Source organism: Bacillus sp. SN32 (assembly GCF_002837495.1).
In the GTDB taxonomy this organism is placed as follows: Bacteria; Bacillota; Bacilli; order Bacillales; family Bacillaceae; genus Bacillus; species Bacillus subtilis.
This window is the reverse complement of record NZ_PJCT01000010.1, coordinates 33,891-55,364: the sequence shown is the minus strand read 5'-3', so window position 1 is coordinate 55,364 and position 21,474 is coordinate 33,891. Positions and strand designations below refer to the sequence as shown.

Below are 21,474 nucleotides of genomic sequence, written 5' to 3'. Positions count from 1 at the left end.
AGGGAGCAAGCTCCCATCTGTCCGCTCGACTTGCATGTATTAGGCACGCCGCCAGCGTTCGTCCTGAGCCAGGATCAAACTCTCCGATAAAGTAGTTTGACTGACTACGCACATCGCTGTGCGATTTTTAAAAACTGAATTAACAGGTACGTTTTGTCTTGTTTAGTTTTCAAAGATCATTTTGTTCACTTCGTTCAAGCGACTTTATTATTATAACTCGTTGACTCAGTGAAGTCAATAACTTTTTTTAAGTTATTTTTTCGTTATCGCCTTGTTTAGCGGCAACGAATAATAATATACCACCTAGTAAATAATAGTGCAATAGTTTTTTTGAAGAAATACTAAGGAATTTAAAAAGAGCGGCATCCTTTCCCTATGGAGGATACCGCTCTTCTTTATTAGCGTTGTCTCATTTGCGGGAATAACAGCACATCGCGAATAGAAGGGGCATTCGTCAGCAGCATAACCAGACGGTCGATACCGATGCCTAAACCTCCTGTTGGCGGCATACCGTATTCCAGAGCTTCAACAAAGTCTTCATCCATTAGATGAGCTTCATCATTACCGGCTTCACGCTCTTTTAATTGCGCTTCAAAGCGTTCTCTTTGATCAATAGGATCATTCAGCTCTGTAAACGCGTTGGCATGTTCACGGCCAACGATAAACAGCTCAAAACGGTCTGTAAAACGCGGGTCCTCAGGGTTTTTCTTAGCAAGAGGAGAAATTTCTACAGGATGCCCGTAAATAAACGTTGGCTGAATAAGCGTTTCTTCAATTTTTTGTTCGAAGAATTCGTTGATGATATGCCCTACTGTCATAGAATCTTTAATTTCTACACCATGTTCTTTTGCATATTCACGCGCCTGCTCAACAGTAACCTCTTCCCAGAAATCAACGCCGGTCGCTTCTTTGACTGCGTCAACCATATGGATTCTTTTCCACTCCGGTTTAAGGTCGATTTGCTCTTCCCCGTATTGAATCGTAGTTGTCCCAAGCACTTCTTGGGCGATATGAGCGACAAGGTTTTCAGTTAAGCTCATGATATCTTTATAGTCCGCATATGCTTCATATAACTCAATCATTGTAAATTCAGGGTTATGGCGTGTAGAGACTCCTTCGTTACGGAAAACACGGCCGATTTCATATACTTTTTCTAAACCGCCGACAATTAGACGTTTTAGGTGCAGTTCGATAGCAATACGCATATAGAGTGGAATGTCTAACGCGTTGTGGTGAGTGATAAACGGGCGTGCAGAAGCTCCCCCAGGAATGCTGTGCATTGTAGGTGTTTCTACTTCTAAGTATCCATGATCATCAAGGTATCTTCTCATAGCTTGAATGATCTTGCTTCGTGTAATGAACGTATGTTTGCTGTCTGGGTTTACGATAAGATCCAGGTAGCGCTGACGGTAGCGCTGCTCAACGTCTTTTAAACCATGGTATTTGTCAGGAAGCGGACGAAGCGCTTTTGTCAGCAATTCAAAGGAAGTTGCTTTAACAGACAATTCGCCTACATTTGTTTTGAAGACTTTTCCGGTTACGCCGATAAGATCACCGAGGTCAGAAGACTTGAAGATTTCATATTGGTCGTCACCGACACTGTCTTTTCTTACGTAGATTTGGATTTGGCCTTCTAAATCCTGAAGATGGGCAAAGCCGGCTTTTCCTTTGCCGCGTTTTGTCATCATGCGGCCTGCGATTGTAACTTCAATCGCTTTTTCTTCTAACTCTTCTTTGGTTAGATCTTGATATGCCGAAATAACTTCTTGAGACTGATGAGTTCTTTCAAAACGTGCGCCGAATGGATCGATGCCGTTATCTCTCAGCTGATTCATTTTATCGCGTCTGACTTGCAGCTGATCATTCAATTCTTCATGGTTATGCTCTTCTTGACTCATTGTTATCACTCCATTACAGATATTGTTTCATGAAAAAAGCAGAAAAACTGCCAGCGTAAAACTAGCAGTGAGCAGCAAATAGAGGTGAGTATTATCCTACTTTTGCATTTTGAAGCTCTTTTGCCTCAACTTCAACCGTAAACGCATCTAAAAGCTGTACAAACTCTTCTCTCGTCTCGCAATGATTGATTTCATTACGAACGTTCGCATTGCCTTTCACGCCTTTCAGATACCATGCAGCATGCTTTCTCATTTCTCTTACCGCTACGTTTTCACCTTTTAAGTCAATCAGGCGGTCAAGATGCAGTTTGCATACGGCCATTTTTTCGCGTACTTGCGGCTCTTCTTTTAATTCACCTGTTTCAAGATACTGAACCGTACGGTAAATCATCCACGGATTGCCCAATGCAGCGCGTCCGATCATGACCCCGTCTACTCCTGTCTCATCGAGCATACGCTTAGCATCCTGCGGTGTCTTAACATCGCCGTTTCCGATAACCGGAATCGATACTGATTGTTTTACTTCTTTGATGATATCCCAGTTTGCCGTTCCTTCGTACATCTGCACTCTCGTACGGCCGTGAAGTGCAACTGCTTTACCGCCCGCACGTTCTACAGCCTGTGCATTTTTCACTGCGAAAATGTGGTCTTCATCCCAGCCCATTCTCATTTTCACTGTAACTGGCTTATTAACAGCATCCACTACTGCAGAAACCATTTCGTAAATCTTATCAGGGTCGAGAAGCCATTTGGCTCCCGCATCGCATTTTGTAATCTTCGGCACGGGACATCCCATGTTAATATCAATGATATCAGCAGTTGTGTTTTGGTCTACAAACTTCGCCGCTTCCACAAGGGTTTCCTTTTTTCCTCCGAAAATTTGAAGGCTCAGTGGTTTCTCACGTTCATCAATATAAAGCATACCCATTGTTCTTGCATTGTTGTAAAGGATCGCTTTGTCACTGACCATTTCAGCGCATACCAATCCGGCTCCGAATTCCTTTACAGTCAATCTGAACGCAGAGTTGCAGACACCAGCCATAGGTGCGAGCACAACCCGGTTTTTCAATTGAATATCTCCGATTTTGAACAATTTTTCTCCTCCTTTCATTTGTTCTATTTTTCTGGCGGCGCCAATTCGTCCGCACTTATATTTAAAACATCTGCTGCATCTTGAATGATGGCAGCTGACGGCAATCGGTTTCCGCGTTCAATTTCGCCGAGAATAGAAACTGATATACCTAATGCTTTTGCAAATCCTTCTTGAGTATAACCTTTCAGCTTTCTGAATGCACGAATTCGTCTACCCCAGATTTCTGCTTCCATACTCTTACACCTTCTTGGTCTGTTTCGGCGCTTGTAGCCTCTTTTTCAACCTGCTGGCAAATTTCCGCAAGCGGCGCAAGGACAAACAAACGCTCATACATTCTCGGATGCGGAACAATTAGTTGCTCTGTTTCAATATTTTCACGATTAAATAACAAAATGTCAAGGTCTGCCGTCCGCGGCCCCCATCTTACTTCCCTTGTTCTGCCTAATTCATTTTCTATCTGCTGCGTCAGTTCAAGGAGTTCAAAAGGGTTCAGTGATGTCTTGATTTCAACAGCCATATTCAAAAATTCAGCTTGATCTTCGTATCCGACCGGTTCAGTTTCGTAAATAGACGACACTTTAGTGACTGTCACCGCAGCATGCTGATGCAGTAAAGCCACTGCTTGCCTTAAATACGTTTCTCTATCTCCAATATTAGATCCAAGTGCAATATAAGCTATGTTGTTCATGACTTTTTTCTCGTGATTTCAATTGCTACTGATTTATAGTGTCCGGGAATTGGCGGGTCTGGCTTAATCACTTTCACCGTACATTGCTGAACCGGCTGAAATTTTTCGAGAACAGTGTCAGCAATACGTTCTGCCAGCGTTTCCACCAATTTTACAGGCTCCCCTTCCACGATATCTTTACATACGTGATAGAGCTCAGCATAGTTGATTGTTTGTTCAAGGTCGTCTGTTTGTCCGGCCTTGCTTAAATCCAGCTCAGCGGTTAAATCGACTTTAAACCGCTGGCCAAGTTTGTTTTCTTCTTTGAACACACCGTGATATCCGTAAAACTCCATACCTTCTACATAAACTTTATCCATGGTGCACCCCTCCCTTATTCAGCATCGCGTCCATCATTTTCGCCATTCTGGCAATTTGTTTTACATCATGGACCCTGACAATGTCACAGCCTTTTTGAATGCCGAGACACACAGTCGCGCCTGTGCCCTCAGCCCGCTCCTCAGGCGGAAGATCCAGAACACGTCCGATGAATCTTTTTCGGGAGGTTGCCAGAAGAACCGGATATCCCAGCCCGCTGAAAATCTCTAGTTTGTTCATCACTGCCAAGTTATCGTGATAGGTTTTCGCGAAACCGATACCGGGATCAAGAATAATGTTCTTCTCGTCTACTCCGGCCTCAACAGCAATTTTTACACTCTCCATTAAGTCCGTCAGCATATCCGGCAATAAGTCATTGTAGTTTCTTTCAGGGCGGTTATGCATGAGAACAATTGGAACATTATGTTCAGCTGCAACGGAAGCCATCTTCGGATCATGTTTGGCTCCCCAAATATCATTGATAATGGATGCGCCGGCTTTCACTGCTTCATCTGCGACAGAAGCCTTGTACGTGTCTACAGAAATAGGAACACCAAGCTCTTTCGTAATCCGCTCAATCACCGGAATGACTCTGGACATCTCCTCATCCTCAGATACGCACTCAGCGCCAGGCCTTGTCGATTCCCCTCCGATATCAATGATATGGGCACCATCATCGATCATCTCTTTCGCGTGCAGCAGCGCCTTGTCCAAGCTGTCATATTTCCCACCGTCCGAGAAAGAGTCAGGCGTTACGTTTAAAATTCCCATCACCAGCGTCTTCTCTTTATATGATAAAGCGCTGGGCTTAGTGTGGATTACTTGTGTTTGATCTATTGTGTGCTGCGCCATGCTCTTCCTCCCTTTTCATACATCATGTTCTTTATTTCTTTTTTGTATAACAATTGAAGAGCGGAGGTTGCTTCTCCGCTTTGGCTTCCATAGTTTACTTCTTCTATTTTAGTAAACGGGATGATTTCAAGAACCGAGTTCGTCATCCACGCTTCGTCAGCTGTCAAGAGAGCTTCTAGCTCATATCGGCCCGTTTTGAGCTCCAGGCCGATATTCTTTGCATTTTCTATGATAAAACGTCTCGTGACGCCGTCCAGAATACCGGTATCAAGCGATGGCGTATAGATACAGCGAGCTTTTCTCCAGAAGACATTAGATATGATACCCTCTGCAACAGCTCCATCCTCCGTTAAGAAAATTCCCTCGACACGCGGATCATTTCCAATTTCCCGTTTCGCATACATATTATTTAGATAATGATGAGATTTTAACCGGAACGATCCCTCTGGAGTGTTTCTCCGTATCGATAAAACCTTTCCTTCTTTTTGCAAAGGAAGACTTTCTGGTTTCAGCTGATTCACAAAGCATAAAACGGTCGGCTTATCGTACGTCTGGGCGACAAAGCCTTTATCGCTGATTCCCGCTGATATGTTCAGTCTGACGCGGGCATTGCCATCCTTGATATCATTTAGCTTAAGCAGCTTGTCCAGCATCTCAAGGATCTCATGCTTTGAAACAGTATATTCGATTTGCAGATCCTTAAGCGCGCGTTCAAGCCTTTCTATATGCCAATCAAGCAAAAACGGGCAGCCTTCGTAGAGCCTGAAGGTTTCGAAAACACCGATCCCATATAAAAACCCATGGTCAAAAGGAGAAAGAACTGCATCTTTCTCCTCCATATACCGGCCGTTCACATATATCATCACGCAATAACTTCCTTGCGATATGTCTCAATAAAATTTCTGAGCATTTCTTTCCCAAAGGAGGTCATAATAGACTCTGGGTGAAATTGCACGCCCTCTATCGGGAGGTCATTGTGGCGAATAGCCATGATTTCTCCTTCTTTCGTTTGTGCTGTTACTGTAAAACAGTTTGGCAGCGTCTCAGGTTTTACGATCAGCGAGTGGTATCGCGTCGCAACAAGGGGGTTTTTCAACCCTTCAAAAATGGTTTTGCCGTCATGCTCGATATCCGAGGTTTTCCCGTGCATAAGCCGTTCTGCCCTAACAACATCACCACCGAACACTTGTGCGATGGACTGATGTCCGAGACATACACCGAAAATAGGAATTTTCCCTGCGAAATGTTTAATTGCTTCGAGGCTGATTCCCGCCTCATCAGGGCTGCACGGTCCGGGAGATATCATCAGAAAGTCCGGAGACAGTTCTTCAATTTCTTCGATTGTGATGCTATCATTGCGTTTCACAACCAGCTCTTCCCCAAGCTCGCCCAAATACTGTACCAAGTTGTACGTGAATGAATCGTAGTTATCAATCATTAAAATCATTTCTCCGCTCACCTCATCTAATTTTTGTCTCTTCTTTGCTCAGCTCTAATGCTCTTTGCATCGCAAAAGCTTTTTTGAATGATTCCTTGTATTCGTGCTTCGGAACAGAATCAATCACAACTCCTGCGCCGGACTGCATAAATGCCTGCCCTCCGGTTGCATAAATGGTTCGAATGACGATATTAAACTGCAGATCGTGATTATATCCAAACCATCCTATAGATCCAGTATAAAGCCCTCGGCGTGTCGGCTCAAGTTCTTCTATAATTTCCATCGTTCTTACTTTCGGTGCACCAGTAATGGTTCCTCCGGGAAACACAGCATGAATAATATCTACAGCATCATACCCATCCTGAAGTTCACCTTGGACATTAGACACAATGTGCATCACATGCGAGTATTTTTCAATTGCCATGAATTCATTTACGCGCACAGACCCGTAACGTGATACTCTTCCCAGATCATTTCGCTCAAGATCAACCAGCATGACATGTTCCGCGCGTTCTTTTTCATTGTGTATCAATTCGTTTGCAAGCGCCTCGTCTTCTTCATTTGTTTTCCCTCTGGAACGGGTGCCCGCAATCGGTCTTGTCTCTAATAGCTTGCCCTTTTTGCTGACAAGCAGTTCAGGCGATCCGCAAATGATTTGGAAATCAGGTGTTTCTAAATACGCCATATAAGGAGAAGGATTTACTTCTCTCAAGGTTTTGTAAATTTGATATGGGTGGGCAGACAGTGACTGTGACTGCCTTATTGATAGATTGACTTGAAACACATCTCCGCTGGCAATGTATTGTTTGATTTTCTCTACAGCTTGTGAGAACCCATCCTCGGTAAATGGCGCCGCGAAAGAACCATCTGTTTCAGGGTTCATCTCTCGCGAAGAGACAGCGGGAAGCTCAGTCAGCCACATCTGCTCTAACTCAGATAGCTTCACATCCGCTGTTTCCTGATCAGAACCATTAACATGAGTAATCAGCCATAGAGACTCTTCTTGATGGTCATAAACTGCTATATCATCAAAAACAAGAAAATAAATATCTGGTGTTTCTAGATCATCTAATGAGAGCATTTTAAAATTTTCAATGTACCGTGCGTAATCATAGCTGAGAAACCCGATTGCCCCGCCTTGAAAGTCAGGGAACTCATGATTCGTTTCTGTTTCCAGTGTTTTAAACCAGCTGTGGAAGGCCCGTAATGGATCACCTTCTTTAAACAGCATCTCATCACCATGCTTAATTGTAGTTATTCCGTCTTTTCCTTTCACAGTCGCAATTGGATCAAGACCGGCTATACTATATCTGCCGCCTCTTGCACTTTCGAGAAGTACATGATGTTTCCGGGATTGCGCAAGTTTCTCAAATTGTTGTAAGAATGAGTCTTTTTGATAAGGTATTTTTTTGCCTGCCGGTCTGCGTTGTGCCATTTGTATCATTCCTCTATTTTCTTTTTTACTTGTTTTTAATTGTAAAGCAATGTTGTTAGTGAAAAAAGTGAATTTCTCTTCCAAGAATAACATTCGTCGCAGACATGGCATATTTGATGCACGAAATATAAAAAAACTCCCGGCGAACCGGGAGTTTTGGCTTTTTTTAATCGAATTGGTACAGCGGCGTGCTTAGATAACGTTCGCCGTTACTTGGAATGATGGCCAATACTTTTTTGCCTTTTCCGAGTTTTTTTGCTACTTGAAGAGCAGCATAAATTGCCGCACCTGATGAGATGCCTCCGAGAATTCCTTCTTCACGTGCAGCTCTGCGGGCATATTCGAATGCTTCTTCATTCTTCACAGGGAAGATTTCATCATATACTTCAGTGTTTAAGATGTCCGGCACGAATCCCGCTCCGATTCCCTGAATTTTGTGGGGGCCTGGTTTTCCTCCTGAAAGCACTGGGGAATCTGACGGTTCAACAGCATAAATCTTGATGGAAGGGTATGCTTCCTTCAGCACTTCGCCCGCTCCCGTAATCGTTCCGCCCGTTCCGATTCCGGCTACAAATGCGTCAAGCTGATCATCACCGAATTGCTCAACGATTTCTTTACCCGTTGTTTGGCGGTGAATTTCTGGGTTAGAAGGGTTGTTAAACTGCTGCGGCACAAAGTATCCGTGCTTTTCAGCAAGCTCTTCAGCTTTCTTAATGGCACCTTTCATGCCTTCCGCACCAGGAGTCAGCACAAGCTCAGCACCGTATGCGCGAAGAAGGTTGCGGCGCTCCATGCTCATTGTATCAGGCATAACCAAAATGGCTTTTAATCCTTTAGCAGCAGCAACCATTGCAAGCCCGATTCCAGTATTTCCGCTTGTCGGTTCAATGATTGTATCACCGGCTTTTAATTTTCCTTCTTTTTCAGCCGCTTCAATCATGGCTAAACCGATACGGTCTTTTACACTGCTTCCAGGGTTCATGTATTCAAGTTTTAGATATACATCCGCACTGTTTTCATCTGCAAGGCGATTTAATTTAACGATTGGCGTATTCCCAATTAATTCAGTAATGGAGTTTGCTACACGTACCATTCTCGACACCTCAATTTCCGACTATTTGTATTGGTATTATGTATATAATCTATCAATTTCAAAATTTTTTGTCAATCACTTAGTACTTTTTTCCCCATAAAACCAAGATACATCGGCTTCTTTCCAAAGTGTCTTAACTGTCGCTTTATCGCCTAGCTGATCCATTGCGATTTGCCGTCTGATCTGGTCCTTTACTTCATCAAATGAGAACGTTCTTGCCTTTAGTTTTTCTTTCAGCTGGATAATGGCATATCCGTTGCTGACCTTTATTGGTTCCTGAGACCATTCATCCTCTTTGAGTGTTTTCGCCTCTTCAATGTATGCTGATGGAATGTTGTCTGATGCCTCTGTGACAAAACCTAAATCTCCGCCGTATGGTGATGTATATCTGTCTGTAGATCTTTCGGCAGCGACAGCTTCAAAGCTTGATCCGCCTTTCAGTTCTTTTAGGACTTCTCTCGCTTCTTCTTCATCTTTTACAACAATGTGCCGAATTCGATACGAATCATCAAACTGATATAGTTCCTTATTTTTATTATAGAATGATTCCAATTCTTTGTTTGAGATATCGATATCCCTTGTTAACAATTCCTCAAGGAGGATATTATAACGAATTTGGTCTTTCCACTCTTTCTCCGTCGTATGTTCATCTTCGTAAAAGGAATTATTGACCGCTTTAATCAGCAAAAACTCACGATCAACTTCGCTTTTGGATATTTTAAGGTTGTTCTTTTTAGCCAGCTGCTCAACAACTCGGACATTGATCATATCTTCAAGCGTTGACTTACCATACTGATCTTCCATTTCTTTCAGCCATTCTTCTCTTGTCACACTCTTGCCTCCGATAGTCGCAATAGACTCACCGGATGACGATGCGCCAGCTTGGGATTTCGTCAGCGTATATGCAACAGCAATACAGCAAACCAACAGCGCCCCTAAAATAATGGTCCAGATTGTTCTTGATTTCAAACCTGCTTTCAGCCCCTTTTCTCAAATTAAAAACCCGCTAAAGAGCTTAGCGGGTAGTTTGGTCACGAAGCCCTTCCAGCTCTTCTTTTGTAAATAAGTACTTTTCATTACAAAAATGGCATACTGCTTCGGCTTGTCCATCTTCTTCTATCATATCTTGAATTTCTTTTTTGCCTAGTCCTAAAATGGCTGTTTCGAACCGTTCTTTTGAACAAGGGCAATGGAATCTGACAGGCATCGTTTCCAAAATCTCAGGTTTCTCGCCTAGGACTTCTTCTAAAATTTCTTCTGGTGTCAGCCCTTTTTGGATGAGCTTAGAAATCGGCTCTACTTGAGATAGACGCTGTTCAATTTTTGTGATTGTTTCATCATCTGTTCCCGGCATCAGCTGAATAATAAAGCCCCCTGCCGCAAGAATGGTATTGTCAGGATTTACGAGCACACCTACGCCCACTGATGAAGGAACCTGCTCAGATGACACAAGATAGTAAGTGAAATCATCGCCTAATTCTCCTGAAACGATTTCTACTTGTCCTGTGAAGAACTCGCGCAAACCTAAATCTTTTACGACACTTAACGTTCCGTTTGTTCCAACCGCACGTCTGACATCAAGCTTGCCTTGTTCATTTAAATCAAAATGAACTTGCGGGTTAGAGACATAGGCTCTGACTTCTCCTTTGGCATTGGCATCAGCTACAATAGCTCCGATCGGACCTCCGCCCTCGATTTTCACGGTCAGCTTATCATCGCCCTTCAGCATAGCGCCGAGCATAAGTGAAGCTGTCATTGTGCGGCCCAATGCAGCGGATGCTGTCGGCCACGTACCATGGCGTCTCTGCCCCTCATTTACCATATCAGTCGTTCTCGCTGCATAAGCCCGAACTTTTCCGTCATACGCAAGTGCTTTTACTAAATAATCCATTACTAAACCTCCTATACACTTCCTACGCGGTTTCTTTCATAAATCAATTCCAGCCCTTTTAGGGTTAAGAATGGATCAACGATGTCTATACAATCTGATTCGTTCGCAATGAGCGGCGCCAGGCCTCCTGTCGCAATGACCTTTGGTTCCTGTTTTGCCTGCCATTTCATTCGCTTAACGATTCCTTCCACTTGGCCGACATAGCCAAATAAAATTCCAGATTGCATCGCGCTAACAGTGTTTTTTCCGATAATATTGTCGGGTCGGGTGATTTCGATACGCGGAAGCTTTGCTGCACGCGAGTAAAGCGCCTCTGTCGAAATTGTAATCCCAGGGGCAATCGCCCCGCCCATGTATTGTTTGTTTTCATCAATATAGCAGTACGTTGTGGCGGTTCCGAAATCGACAACAATTAATGGATTGCCGTATAAGTGTATCGCAGCGACAGCATTTACGATTCTGTCTGCCCCCACTTCTTTCGGATTGTCATATTTTATATTTAAACCGGTTTTCATACCCGGACCAACAATTTGCGGCTCGATATGAAAGTATTTTGTGCACATTCTTTCTAACGCAAACATGATTGGCGGCACTACTGATGAAATAATAATGCCATCTATCTGTTCAAACATAAGCCCGGAGTGATCAAATAAGGAGCGCAAAATCATCCCAAACTCATCTTCTGTTTTATGCCTGCTTGTTTCTATACGCCAGTGATATTCTAATTTTCCATCATGATATACACCAAGTACAGTATTGGTGTTCCCCACATCGATAACCAGTAACAACCTCTATCACCACTTTTGAATAGTTTCTCTACTTTACTTTTTACAAACATTCTACAATACCATACACGATCAGCGGCTCATTTGTAAACAAATCGATACCAGAATTGGATGATTGTAAAAGCCGCACCTGAGCCCATAATTTACATAAAAAAACTGCCAGCGTCAGCCGGCAGTTTTTTTAGAAAGAAAGCGAATTACTCTTTCGTATCGTCTTTCTTTTCTTCTGTTTTTGTCAGAATGTTTACTTTCACATCATCGTTCTTTTCATCATCTGAGAAATTACGCTCAGGTAATGTTCCATGATCGATAAGGTGTTTGATCTGTTCAGCGTCAAGCGTTTCAACTTTCAGAAGCGTTTGGGCAATCAATTCAAGCTTGTCACGATTTTCAGTCAGGATTTGTTTCGCACGCTCATAACATTCTTTGATGATGCGCTGAATTTCCTGATCAATTTCGTAAGCGATTTGATCACTGTAGTTCTGTTCGTTGTTGAAATCACGGCCTAAGAATACCTGACCGCCCTGAGACTGTCCAAATTGCAACGGTCCCAGTTTTTCTGACATACCGAATTCCGTAACCATTCGTCTTGCAATATTCGTCGCACGCTGGAAGTCATTGTGCGCCCCTGTGCTGACTTCACCGAAGATAATCTCTTCAGCAACACGTCCGCCCAAGAGGCCGACAATTTTATCAAGCAGCTCCGGCTTTGTTTGGAAATAACGGTCTTCTCTTGGCAGCATAACAGCATAACCGCCAGCCTGGCCCCGAGGAACAATCGTTACTTTATGAACCATATCTGCCTCATCTAAAACGAGTCCGATAACGGTGTGTCCGCCTTCGTGATAAGCCACGATATTGCGTTCTTTCTTGGAGATAACGCGGCTCTTCTTAGCAGGTCCGGCAATTACACGGTCCGTCGCTTCGTCAATATCACGCGCATCGATTTTTTTCTTGTTTTGACGAGCCGCCACAAGTGCAGCTTCATTCAAGAGATTTTCTAAGTCAGCGCCTGAGAAGCCTGGTGTTCTCATGGCAATTGATTTTAGGTTAACCGTTTCATCCAGCGGTTTGTTTCTCGCATGGACTTTCAATACAGCTTCACGGCCAATGACATCTGGGCGGTCCACTGTGATTTGACGGTCAAAACGTCCCGGACGAAGTAAGGCTGGGTCCAAGATGTCCGCACGGTTCGTCGCAGCAATGATGATAATTCCTTCATTAGCGCTGAATCCGTCCATTTCAACAAGCAATTGGTTTAGCGTCTGTTCACGTTCATCGTGTCCACCGCCGAGACCAGCGCCACGCTGGCGTCCGACTGCGTCAATTTCATCAATGAAGATCAAACAAGGCGCATTCTTTTTCGCATTTTCAAACAAGTCACGCACACGGGAAGCACCGACCCCTACAAACATTTCAACGAAATCAGATCCGCTGATGCTGAAGAAAGGTACGCCGGCTTCACCTGCACAAGCCTTGGCAAGCAATGTTTTACCGGTACCCGGAGGTCCGACTAAAAGCACGCCTTTCGGTATTCTGGCGCCAAGCTCGGCAAACTTGCGGGGATCTTTCAGAAACTCAACAACTTCAACAAGTTCTTGCTTTTCTTCGTCAGCCCCTGCAACGTCTTTAAATTTGACGCGTTTCTTTTCCTCTGTATACAGCTTCGCTTTACTCTTGCCAAAGTTCATCACACGGCTGCCGCCGCCTTGAGCCTGATTGAGCAGGAAGAAAAACAGAATAAAGATAATGACAAATGGGATAATGGTCGTCAGGAACGTCACCCATCCGCTTGTTTCTTGAGCGGGCTCAACCTTTACGTCTGTCTTTTTCAAAGCGTTAAATATCTGGTCTGCTCCCTTTCCTTCAGGAACATGAGTCAAAAAGTATTGATCTTTGTCGTAGTTTTTCAGCTGCCCTTTTACCTCATAAACACCTCTGACAGGCTGAACCGATACGCTATCAACTTTCCCGTCATCCAGGTTTTTGATGAACGTACTGTACGACATATTTTCTGTTTTCGGATTTGAGGTCTGGAAGTAGCTCACAACCCCGATTACTACTAATAAAATAAGTAAATAAAAAATGGTATTACGGAAGACCCGATTCATTCCTTACCTCCTCCCACAGTAAGCACAACTATGTTCAATAGTACCATAGAAAATCATTCCAATACAAACAATAACCATCTCGGAAGCAGGCTGCCGATCAGCTTTCATAAACTGCCGGTTTTAACACTCCGATATAAGGCAGATTGCGATAGCGCTCAGCATAATCAAGTCCGTAACCCACTACAAACGCGTCAGGAACTTCAAAACCGACAAAGTCTGCTTTGATGTCCGCTTTTCTTCCGCTCGGTTTATCCAAAAGGGTAACAATCTTAATTGATTTTGCTTTACGGTATCGGAAGAGCTCTACGAGATAACTTAAGGTTAACCCACTGTCGATGATATCTTCAATAATTAAGATGTCCCGGCCCTCTACAGATGTATCCAAATCTTTAATGATTTTTACTTCTCCAGAAGAAACCGTAGAATTTCCGTAGCTTGATACATCCATGAAATCCATTTCCAAATATGTATCAATATGCTTGATAAGATCCGCCATAAAAGGAAGTGCTCCTTTTAACACACCGATTGCCAACGGAAATGTATCTTGATACTCGCTCGTTAATTCTGCACCTAACTCTTTTACTTTCTTTTGTATCTCTTCCTCTGAGATCAGTACTTTCTCGATATCATGTTTCATCATGATTTTGCTTGCCCCCTACACTTTTCATGCTGTCTATATTGTAATACAATGCGGTCGCTGTTTGGAATCACAAGATCTTCAAAAATTGATTTTTTCAAGCCAGGTATCCAGATAATTTCACCGCTTGCGTCCGTCACAATCGGCCAGTTGTCTCTTTCTTGGAGAGGCAGTTTCTTATCAATAAATATATCCTTTACCTTTTTTGAGCCGTTCATCCCTTTTAGTTTGATCCGGTCTCCAGCTTTTCTCGTCCGGATTGTTAAGGGAAACCGCACCTTTTTTTCACTTGTGATAAAAACAGCATTCCCATGTTCTTCAGGCGAGTCCGCATAATGCTTTGCCTCTATCAGATATCCATTAGGGAGCACTGCCGTTTCATCAGCAGCTCCGCTAATTTGGTATTCAAAGGGAACATTTTTGCACTGCCATTGTTCAAATGTAAACAAACATGTCTGATATGATTTGACCACCTTCAGCCCTTTCGGAAAGTCCAGTACTCCTGAAGGACCGCCATTTTCCGCCCAATCGAGAAACTGCTGAATGTGATGGGCCGAAAAGGATGATGGAACGTTTTCATAAAGATAGTTTAATATTAGTTGAACTCCTCTTCTTTGTAAAGGCATCGGGAGGGCAAGCAATTGAGAGGAATTGATTTCAACTGATGTATTAGACTGGCTTGTGATTACTTTATTCATTTCATCTTTCGTTAATGACTGTAAGAATTGCTCATCTTCCGTCAGTGCTTCACTCACTTTCTGAAACCTTTTATGCACATCCGGAGATTCCTGCTTCAAAAACGGGAGCACTGTTTTTCTGAATCTGTTTCTTGTGTAGTCATCTTTGGCGTTGCTTTCATCCGTCCGGTAGCTCAAGCCGTTTTCACGGCAATAGTGAAGGATCTCTTCCTTTGTAATGGTTAAGAACGGCCTGATGATCCGCCCCGTGCCAAAACGTCTAACCGGCTGCATTCCCGCAAGTCCCGTTCCAAGCGTACCCTTAGCCAGTTTCATAAGCATTGTTTCAACCTGATCATCACCATGATGCGCAAGAGCCAGATAGTCCGCTTGGTGCTTCGACATGATTTCCTCAAAAAACTGGTAGCGGCAATCGCGTGCTGCAGCCTGCTTATTGAGTCCTTTTTCCTGTGCATATGCGGTTACATTGATTTGAGCCGTTTCGCACACGAGCTGTTCAGCTTTACAATAAGCTTGGACAAAACGCATGTCCTCCTCGGATTCCGCACCTCTGAACCGATGGTCAACGTGAGCTGCAATAACATTCGCTGAACGGCCGCATAACGTATGCAACGCGTGAAGAAGAGCCATTGAGTCCGGACCGCCGGAAACGCCTACAATGATTGTCGCCCCTTTTAACGTAAGATTGTGTTTGTTTAAAAAATCTTTGACACTTTTCACAATGTCCTCCTCACAATGAGCAGGTATTTTAAAGATATTCATATCCTAACACTTTCAACCCCTCCAAGCAAAGAAGAAGCATAGGCTCTGCAGTTTGCACCATTCAGATTAAGAAAAAGATAATATAGGCGAAATAAAGCGCTAAAACACTGATCACAATCAGCGTTGTTTCAAATAACCCCCCTGACTTAGCTGGTTTCTGTTTTGGGGTATATCGCGTCTTCGTTATTTTTCCTTGGCGCGGTTTTTGCTGTCTTTGTCGTGTGGCAGGCTGCGGTGATGCTTTTATAGGCTGTTTTCTTTGTGCTGCTTTTTGCCCCGCGTCTAGCATATCCTTTTTCATTTCATCTGCGGATTGATAATCTCCGTTCAAGGCTGAAAAAAGCACTTTTTTATACTTTTGAAGCAGCGGGTTTCCTTCGATGAGAGACCTAAGCTGTTCTTTGGGCTGGTTCGTTTTCTTAAATTCTTTTTTATGCACACTGTTGATCATAATCATGGCAACTGCGAACAGATCATAGGATGGCTCTGCCTTCCTTGTTCCATACCCCCAATAGCCTCTGTCATAAAACTCCGTATACTCTTTTATCGCCCGGCCTTCCTTTGTCGTGCCGCCCACATCAATGCAGCGGATCCTTGCGGGCGGACCAGTTACGATCAGATTATCAGGTTTAAGATCGCCGAATATCCATCCTTGCTGGTGAAGCACCGATAAGCTGGATAACAGCTGAATCATTAATACAGGTATCCACTCTGCTCCTTTATCACTGACATACTTCAAAAGCAGCGGCCCTTTTATGTATTCCATTGCATAAAATGAAACTTTCGTATTGGTACCGGGAATATAAGCATCATCCGTATCAAAAAAAGAAGGCCCCATCGTAACGGACTGGGCCTTTGAGAAAGATTTCAAGACATTCACTTCAGAAGTAATAGACAGGCTGTCATCACTCACCTTTAAGGCAACATGTCCATCTGATGCTTCTGCCAAATACACAATTCCATTGGCCCCTTTACCAAGCTGTTTACGCAATGTATAAGTGTTTCCATTCCACTTGCCTTTGATTGTCGTACCCGGCTTGAGGCTACATGCCAAACTCGTCAAAGCGTCGTTCATCATCTGCCAGCATGCCCCTTCTTGAGCGTATTTTTTCAAACTGCAGTGTCGCTTCACGAATTGCCGGACCTGTCGGCGTGATGCCGCCTGTCGAAAGCTTTGCAAAGAGTGTGGAAAGAGATTGCAGCTTCGGTGTCCAGTTCAGCACAAGCTCGACCTCTTGTTTTTTCCCGGGAAATATACACATCGCAAATTCGTTATTCCCGATTCGAGAATTGAGGCTTACAGACAAATCAATCAGTGCCTCTTTTACTGTTGGAAGCTTTGGCGCCATACTTGCACTTGTATCAACAAGAACCAAAACCTGAAGATGCACCGTTTCTCCAAGCTCGTCTACCACTTCCATGACTTCGCCGCGTTTTTCTGGAGAAAGCTCTTCCATTTCCACATTCTTTCCGAGAATCTGTTTCAGTTCTTGATTGACTACACCTTGTAAGGTTTGCGTCATCGCTTTTTTTGTTACCATTTGAACAGTTTGTGAAAGCTGAGATGCATAAACGACTTGGTGCACGCCTCCTCCGGCAAGTGCAATCCCTTCGACTTCCTTCATTGCCTCAGGGTCAATTTGATTTTCTTCCATTATACCAATGACATTTACCGTAATCCCCTGCTCTTTAGCAAAAGCAGCCATTGCAAGCGGGTCTTCCCCATGGTTTGAGCAGCCATCCGTTATCAGCAAAATTTGATTTAAATGTCCGTTGTTCACATTCATTCCTCCTGGAGAATACGAGGATTCTCAGATTCATATATTCCCATCTTCGCCAGAAGAAATTTGATTTATACGGAAGCGTTATGAAATTTCTTGTTTGTTTTGAAAGATTGCCGGAACAGGAATGGATGCCCACTTCGGTGTATTGTGATCAATCCGGACAACAACAACAGTCATATCGTCCTCAATTTGGCCGGATCTTGTGCGGATGACTTCTTCCATAAGCAAATCGGCAATCTCCTGCGGGTCATTTGTTTTCAACCCTTTCATTTTACGTTTCATCCATAAGTCGTGATTTTCCACATGCTTAGGCCCCTCAAAAATGCCATCACTCATCATAATTAAGAGGTCACCCGCTTTCAGCTGTTCACTCACAACCTCCACATCGAATTCATTAATAATACCGATTGGCAGATTGCTCGCTTGAACTTTCATGACCTGGTCACCCCGTTTGATAAAGCTAGGCGTCGATCCAACCTTCAAAAATTTACAGCTGGCATCTTGAAGATCGATAATAGACAGGTCAAGCGTGGAATATATTTCGTCAGTTGTCCTTAGAGACAGTATGCTGTTGATCGTTTTAATTGCTATTTTTTCATCAATTCCCGATTCAAGGATTTTTTCAAGAAGCTTGATCGTTTCATTGCTTTCAAAGTGCGCTCTTGCGCCATTGCCCATTCCGTCACTGATTGCTGCAGCATATTTTCTGGCTCCAAGCTCCATCATGCTGTAGCTGTCGCCGGAGACAAGGCCGCCGCCCTTCGCAGCGTGAGCAGCTCCCGTGGACACCCTGTATGATTTTGTTGATCCAAAGGCGACATGGCTGTATCCATTCGGATGCGGAGAGTGCTGTTCGGCTTTCACAAGAATTTGTTCTTCCAGAATGTCAGACAGCATAGGGGCAATGATTTTTTCACTTTCTCCATGTCCGCTGAACGGAATGGTCATTTCAATATCGATATTTCCTTGTTCAAGACTATAGATCTCGACATGCTGAATCTCAATTCCGAAATGCTGAAGCGCTTCTATGATTTGCTCTTCCTGCAAAAAGTGCTGTTCTCGCTCTCTTTTTATTTCCCGAGAAAAGTCGGCCATAACCTCAGAAACGCCTAAAAGCTGTTCAGCAACAAGGCGTCTGCTGTCCTGGACTTTTTTCTTGAGAGTCAAATGGGCATGGTGATGTGCGAGCTCATCCTCAATCAGCTCTTCAACCTGCTTGGATTTAGAACAATACTGTTGAAACTCTTTTTTCAGCCTTCGGTTTGATGCATATTCTTTTTCCTCTGTTTCAAGCATAACTTGTTTCATTAAATCATATGTTTTATCAAAGTTCTGTACCCAGCACCTGTTTTTCTTGTAGCACGTCTGACAGGAATGCTCCGTGATTTTGCTTAAGAACAGATCAACTTCGCTGTCATCTGTCTGTTCGTCTGACGCTTGGTAAAAGGTTGCAAAGCTTTCAGACAGCGCGTGAAATACATTGGAGAACTGGTCTACCTTCTGAGCAGTGACATCTCGGATTTTTCTAGCGTATTGCTGTTGCTCTTGAAGATGCTCGACAGTTCCCGGAATATATCTCGCCACTTTCCTTGTAATAGATTGAGGTGTGAGCAAAAACAGGCCGACTGCGATTAATGACTCATAGAGCGTTGTCATCAGACCGGCAGAGCCTTCACCATATAAAGATATAAGAAGTGATCCAACGATAAGACCGATTGCTGCACCCGCTTTTTTTCCTTCCTTCAGCAAACCGCCCAATAAACCGGAAAAAGCAAGCAGACTCATTTGATATAGGTTTCCGATATTCGCCAAGCCAAGAATCAGGCCGGTCACAACACCAACCGTACAGCCGATGCTTGCTCCGCCAATAAAGGAAAAACTCAATACAACATAACGAGCCAATATATGTTCTGCCTGCATCCCTTGGTAGGACAAGCCGGCCAGCCCCGTTAAAACAGAGGCAATAAGAATCATAAAGCAAATGATTTCCTCTATTTTTAATGATTGTTTCACTTTTTTCACAGTAAAAATCGGAAGGCTCTGAAGGAAAATCAGTGTTAAGATAAACGACAGTCCAGCCTCAACGATAGCCATTACATAATCATAGGTTGTAAATACGCCATTTTGGGCATAAACAAACCCGGCTCTTGCTGCAGCCATCGAGAAGAACACGACAATCGGGAGTGCTTTTACACGATCGTCGGTAATGAAGGCAGCCACTTTAGAAAATACAAAGAATGCCAGCAATGCCGCCAGTATGAGCAATGAGTGCTTTGGAGATATGGTCAGCGCACCTGCAAGCACAGCCAAAACCGCATAAAACGCTTTGTCTCTTCTGATGAGAAGCATCGCTCCAAAGAAAGGAAGTGCGAAAGGAAGCACCTCGGATAATATGAAAGCCCGTCCAAGCAAAAATCCGATAACAACATAAATGAATCCTTTATAGAAAAACAGTGAATGCAAATGATGAGTCACCAGCTTCGTGCCCCTGTTAAAAAACGATTGGAGTTTTTCCAAAGCTTGTCCCGCCATTGGCCCGTTCACTCTTCTTTCTGCTTTTTCCATTCCTCTCATCTCCCACCTGTTATATTCGTTGCCTGTCATTATAGCGAAAGCACAGATAGGATTTTGTCAAAAGAAGGTAACAATACCAAAGAAATCTTCGACGGTTTCTGCCTTGATATTCGTTTATGAAAAGAATTTCTGGAATGTTGTCTAAAAATGAAAAAAATCGGCTTCTGCAAGAGAAACCGATTTTTTAGGATGACCCGTACGGGATTCGAACCCGTGTTACCGCCGTGAAAGGGCGGTGTCTTAACCGCTTGACCAACGGGCCAAACAAATATGGTAGCGGCGGAGGGGATCGAACCCCCGACCTCACGGGTATGAACCGTACGCTCTAGCCAGCTGAGCTACACCGCCATATTGTTTTGTGCTTCTAAGCACAAGTTATATAATACAAAGGTTTGTCTCTTTCGTCAACAGAAACTTTAATGTTGTAATTTTCTGACTCTTAAAGAGAATGAGGATAATAAAAAAGCATCCGTCGGGATGAACGGATGCTTCATTTATTTTATAGAAAGCAGCAAGTTATCCTCTTCTTGCTCCGCGCCCTCCACGTTTTGATTCCGTATTGCGTTTTAAAGATGACAAGCGATCTTCGCTGTCTTTTAAAAACTTATTCATTTTCTGTTCAAAAGATTCTTTCGGACGGAAATCATTTCTAGGTCTGGCTTGCGGACGGTCTTTAGCTTTTTTAATAGATAAACCAATTTTCCCGTCTTTTTCAACGTTGATGACTTTCACTTCAACTTGGTCGCCGACTTTTAAGTGGTCGTTAATGTCTTTGACATAATTATCAGCTACCTCACTAATGTGAACGAGACCGGTTGAGCCTCCAGGCAATTCAACAAATGCTCCAAAATTTGTAATACCTGTAATTTTCCCTTGCAACTTGCTGCCAACTTCAATCGACATAAAAAAAGTGCTCCTCCTTAGGCTTATAAAAAGATCGTTTGCTTAATTATACCTAAATAAAAATTTAAGTGTCAACAAGGCTACTTACTCTTCTTCTCCACATTGAAGATAATTTCTCCGTCTCCAGACATGAATAAGTCCCTTCTGGCAAGCTCTGTGACGTAATCTTCATCCTTCAATTTGGATATTTCTTCTTTTAAATCCGTTTGTTTTGTCTTTAAACTTTTGAGTTCTTTTTCAAGCTGTTCTTTCTTTTCTTCTTTTGCACTAAGGGAAGATGTTTGGGACCATACAGAGCTTGCCAGCACAATTGCCGTCAGGAATACTAGGGCGCCGAATACAGTTAACCGTCTGTACAGCCCTTTGCGTCTTCGTTTCTTCAGCTGATTTTGCCGTTCTACTTGTTCTTTATAGTCGTTTTGTATTTCAGTTATCGTTCGTTCCCTGGAAAAATTCAAACCAGACGGTCCTCCTT

Annotated in this window: 21 protein-coding genes, 2 tRNA genes and 1 rRNA gene; all 24 read right to left on the bottom strand. The window is 43.4% G+C overall.

The window, feature by feature from the left end; genetic code table 11:
- Positions 1-90 (bottom strand): 16S ribosomal RNA (locus CW370_RS20700); the annotation flags it as partial.
- 308 nt (positions 91-398) lie between these two features.
- Positions 399-1,898, bottom strand: coding sequence for a lysine--tRNA ligase (gene lysS / locus CW370_RS20695; protein ID WP_003226674.1), 1,500 nt, complete (start codon positions 1,896-1,898; stop codon positions 399-401).
- A gap of 91 nt (positions 1,899-1,989) precedes the next feature.
- A complete protein-coding gene (gene dusB, locus CW370_RS20690; RefSeq protein WP_014475588.1) occupies positions 1,990-2,991 on the bottom strand; it encodes a tRNA dihydrouridine synthase DusB in 1,002 nt (333 codons plus the stop codon).
- 23 nt (positions 2,992-3,014) lie between these two features.
- On the bottom strand, positions 3,015-3,224 hold the full coding sequence (locus CW370_RS20685; protein ID WP_003226678.1) for a helix-turn-helix domain-containing protein: 210 nt from the start codon (positions 3,222-3,224) through the stop codon (positions 3,015-3,017).
- Complete coding sequence (folK, locus tag CW370_RS20680) at positions 3,176-3,679, bottom strand: 2-amino-4-hydroxy-6-hydroxymethyldihydropteridine diphosphokinase (RefSeq protein ID WP_024571693.1); 504 nt, start codon at positions 3,677-3,679, stop codon at positions 3,176-3,178. The genes CW370_RS20685 and folK overlap by 49 nt, the downstream gene beginning before the upstream one ends.
- Complete coding sequence (gene folB / locus CW370_RS20675) at positions 3,676-4,038, bottom strand: dihydroneopterin aldolase (protein WP_024571694.1); 363 nt, start codon at positions 4,036-4,038, stop codon at positions 3,676-3,678. The genes folK and folB overlap by 4 nt, the downstream gene beginning before the upstream one ends.
- Positions 4,031-4,888 (bottom strand): dihydropteroate synthase, encoded by an 858-nt coding sequence (gene folP / locus CW370_RS20670; protein WP_024571695.1) that lies wholly within the window; start codon positions 4,886-4,888, stop codon positions 4,031-4,033. The genes folB and folP overlap by 8 nt, the downstream gene beginning before the upstream one ends.
- A complete protein-coding gene (gene pabC / locus CW370_RS20665; protein WP_024571696.1) occupies positions 4,870-5,751 on the bottom strand; it encodes an aminodeoxychorismate lyase in 882 nt (293 codons plus the stop codon). Before pabC ends, folP begins: the two co-directional genes overlap by 19 nt.
- Positions 5,751-6,335, bottom strand: a complete 585-nt coding sequence (gene pabA / locus CW370_RS20660) for an aminodeoxychorismate/anthranilate synthase component II (protein ID WP_015715111.1) — start codon at positions 6,333-6,335, stop codon at positions 5,751-5,753. Before pabA ends, pabC begins: the two co-directional genes overlap by 1 nt.
- Before the next feature lie 13 nt (positions 6,336-6,348).
- Entirely contained in the window at positions 6,349-7,761 is a 1,413-nt protein-coding gene (locus CW370_RS20655) for an anthranilate synthase component I family protein (RefSeq protein WP_024571697.1), read from the bottom strand.
- 166 nt (positions 7,762-7,927) lie between these two features.
- Positions 7,928-8,854 carry a cysteine synthase A gene (gene cysK, locus CW370_RS20650; protein WP_003218399.1) on the bottom strand — a complete coding sequence of 309 codons (927 nt, stop codon included), beginning with the start codon at positions 8,852-8,854 and terminating at the stop codon, positions 7,928-7,930.
- Between the two features lie 75 nt (positions 8,855-8,929).
- Positions 8,930-9,823, bottom strand: coding sequence for a peptidyl-prolyl cis-trans isomerase (locus tag CW370_RS20645; RefSeq protein ID WP_024571698.1), 894 nt, complete (start codon positions 9,821-9,823; stop codon positions 8,930-8,932).
- Between the two features lie 46 nt (positions 9,824-9,869).
- Positions 9,870-10,745 (bottom strand): redox-regulated molecular chaperone HslO, encoded by an 876-nt coding sequence (hslO, locus tag CW370_RS20640; protein ID WP_003226695.1) that lies wholly within the window; start codon positions 10,743-10,745, stop codon positions 9,870-9,872.
- Positions 10,746-10,756: 11 nt separating this feature from the next.
- Entirely contained in the window at positions 10,757-11,533 is a 777-nt protein-coding gene (locus CW370_RS20635; RefSeq protein ID WP_010886388.1) for a type III pantothenate kinase, read from the bottom strand.
- 194 nt (positions 11,534-11,727) lie between these two features.
- Complete coding sequence (ftsH, locus tag CW370_RS20630; protein WP_003243881.1) at positions 11,728-13,641, bottom strand: ATP-dependent zinc metalloprotease FtsH; 1,914 nt, start codon at positions 13,639-13,641, stop codon at positions 11,728-11,730.
- Between the two features lie 97 nt (positions 13,642-13,738).
- Positions 13,739-14,281: a hypoxanthine phosphoribosyltransferase gene (gene hpt / locus CW370_RS20625; RefSeq protein WP_003226700.1), complete on the bottom strand. Its 543-nt coding sequence runs from the start codon at positions 14,279-14,281 to the stop codon at positions 13,739-13,741.
- Positions 14,278-15,696 carry a tRNA lysidine(34) synthetase TilS gene (tilS, locus tag CW370_RS20620; protein WP_041351235.1) on the bottom strand — a complete coding sequence of 473 codons (1,419 nt, stop codon included), beginning with the start codon at positions 15,694-15,696 and terminating at the stop codon, positions 14,278-14,280. The genes hpt and tilS overlap by 4 nt, the downstream gene beginning before the upstream one ends.
- A 103-nt stretch (positions 15,697-15,799) precedes the next feature.
- Positions 15,800-16,816, bottom strand: a complete 1,017-nt coding sequence (prkT, locus tag CW370_RS20615; RefSeq protein WP_015253001.1) for a serine/threonine protein kinase PrkT — start codon at positions 16,814-16,816, stop codon at positions 15,800-15,802.
- Positions 16,782-17,519, bottom strand: a complete 738-nt coding sequence (locus CW370_RS20610; RefSeq protein WP_003243782.1) for a VWA domain-containing protein — start codon at positions 17,517-17,519, stop codon at positions 16,782-16,784. Before CW370_RS20610 ends, prkT begins: the two co-directional genes overlap by 35 nt.
- An 84-nt stretch (positions 17,520-17,603) precedes the next feature.
- A complete protein-coding gene (gene spoIIE / locus CW370_RS20605) occupies positions 17,604-20,087 on the bottom strand; it encodes a stage II sporulation protein E (RefSeq protein WP_015253002.1) in 2,484 nt (827 codons plus the stop codon).
- Between the two features lie 199 nt (positions 20,088-20,286).
- Positions 20,287-20,358, bottom strand: a tRNA-Glu gene (locus CW370_RS20600).
- 9 nt (positions 20,359-20,367) lie between these two features.
- Positions 20,368-20,444, bottom strand: a tRNA-Met gene (locus CW370_RS20595).
- Between the two features lie 168 nt (positions 20,445-20,612).
- Positions 20,613-20,999 (bottom strand): S1 domain-containing RNA-binding protein, encoded by a 387-nt coding sequence (locus tag CW370_RS20590; RefSeq protein WP_003218379.1) that lies wholly within the window; start codon positions 20,997-20,999, stop codon positions 20,613-20,615.
- Between the two features lie 80 nt (positions 21,000-21,079).
- The gene (gene divIC, locus CW370_RS20585) at positions 21,080-21,457 is read right to left on the bottom strand and encodes a cell division protein DivIC (RefSeq protein ID WP_003243211.1); all 378 of its coding nucleotides are present in this window, start codon (positions 21,455-21,457) and stop codon (positions 21,080-21,082) included.
- Positions 21,458-21,474: the final 17 nt, after the last annotated feature.

Excerpts from the sequence above, each read along its gene's own strand:
- lysS (WP_003226674.1), bottom strand. The coding sequence starts at position 1,898 with ATGAGTCAAGAAGAGCATAACCATGAAGAATTGAATGATCAGCTGCAA.
- CW370_RS20685 (WP_003226678.1), bottom strand. The coding sequence starts at position 3,224 with ATGGAAGCAGAAATCTGGGGTAGACGAATTCGTGCATTCAGAAAGCTG.
- folK (WP_024571693.1), bottom strand. The coding sequence starts at position 3,679 with ATGAACAACATAGCTTATATTGCACTTGGATCTAATATTGGAGATAGA.
- folB (WP_024571694.1), bottom strand. The coding sequence starts at position 4,038 with ATGGATAAAGTTTATGTAGAAGGTATGGAGTTTTACGGATATCACGGT.
- folP (WP_024571695.1), bottom strand. The coding sequence starts at position 4,888 with ATGGCGCAGCACACAATAGATCAAACACAAGTAATCCACACTAAGCCC.
- pabC (WP_024571696.1), bottom strand. The coding sequence starts at position 5,751 with ATGATATATGTGAACGGCCGGTATATGGAGGAGAAAGATGCAGTTCTT.
- pabA (WP_015715111.1), bottom strand. The coding sequence starts at position 6,335 with ATGATTTTAATGATTGATAACTACGATTCATTCACGTACAACTTGGTA.
- CW370_RS20655 (WP_024571697.1), bottom strand. The coding sequence starts at position 7,761 with ATGGCACAACGCAGACCGGCAGGCAAAAAAATACCTTATCAAAAAGAC.
- cysK (WP_003218399.1), bottom strand. The coding sequence starts at position 8,854 with ATGGTACGTGTAGCAAACTCCATTACTGAATTAATTGGGAATACGCCA.
- hslO (WP_003226695.1), bottom strand. The coding sequence starts at position 10,745 with ATGGATTATTTAGTAAAAGCACTTGCGTATGACGGAAAAGTTCGGGCT.
- ftsH (WP_003243881.1), bottom strand. The coding sequence starts at position 13,641 with ATGAATCGGGTCTTCCGTAATACCATTTTTTATTTACTTATTTTATTA.
- hpt (WP_003226700.1), bottom strand. The coding sequence starts at position 14,281 with ATGATGAAACATGATATCGAGAAAGTACTGATCTCAGAGGAAGAGATA.
- prkT (WP_015253001.1), bottom strand. The coding sequence starts at position 16,816 with ATGATGAACGACGCTTTGACGAGTTTGGCATGTAGCCTCAAGCCGGGT.
- spoIIE (WP_015253002.1), bottom strand. The coding sequence starts at position 20,087 with ATGGAAAAAGCAGAAAGAAGAGTGAACGGGCCAATGGCGGGACAAGCT.
- CW370_RS20590 (WP_003218379.1), bottom strand. The coding sequence starts at position 20,999 with ATGTCGATTGAAGTTGGCAGCAAGTTGCAAGGGAAAATTACAGGTATT.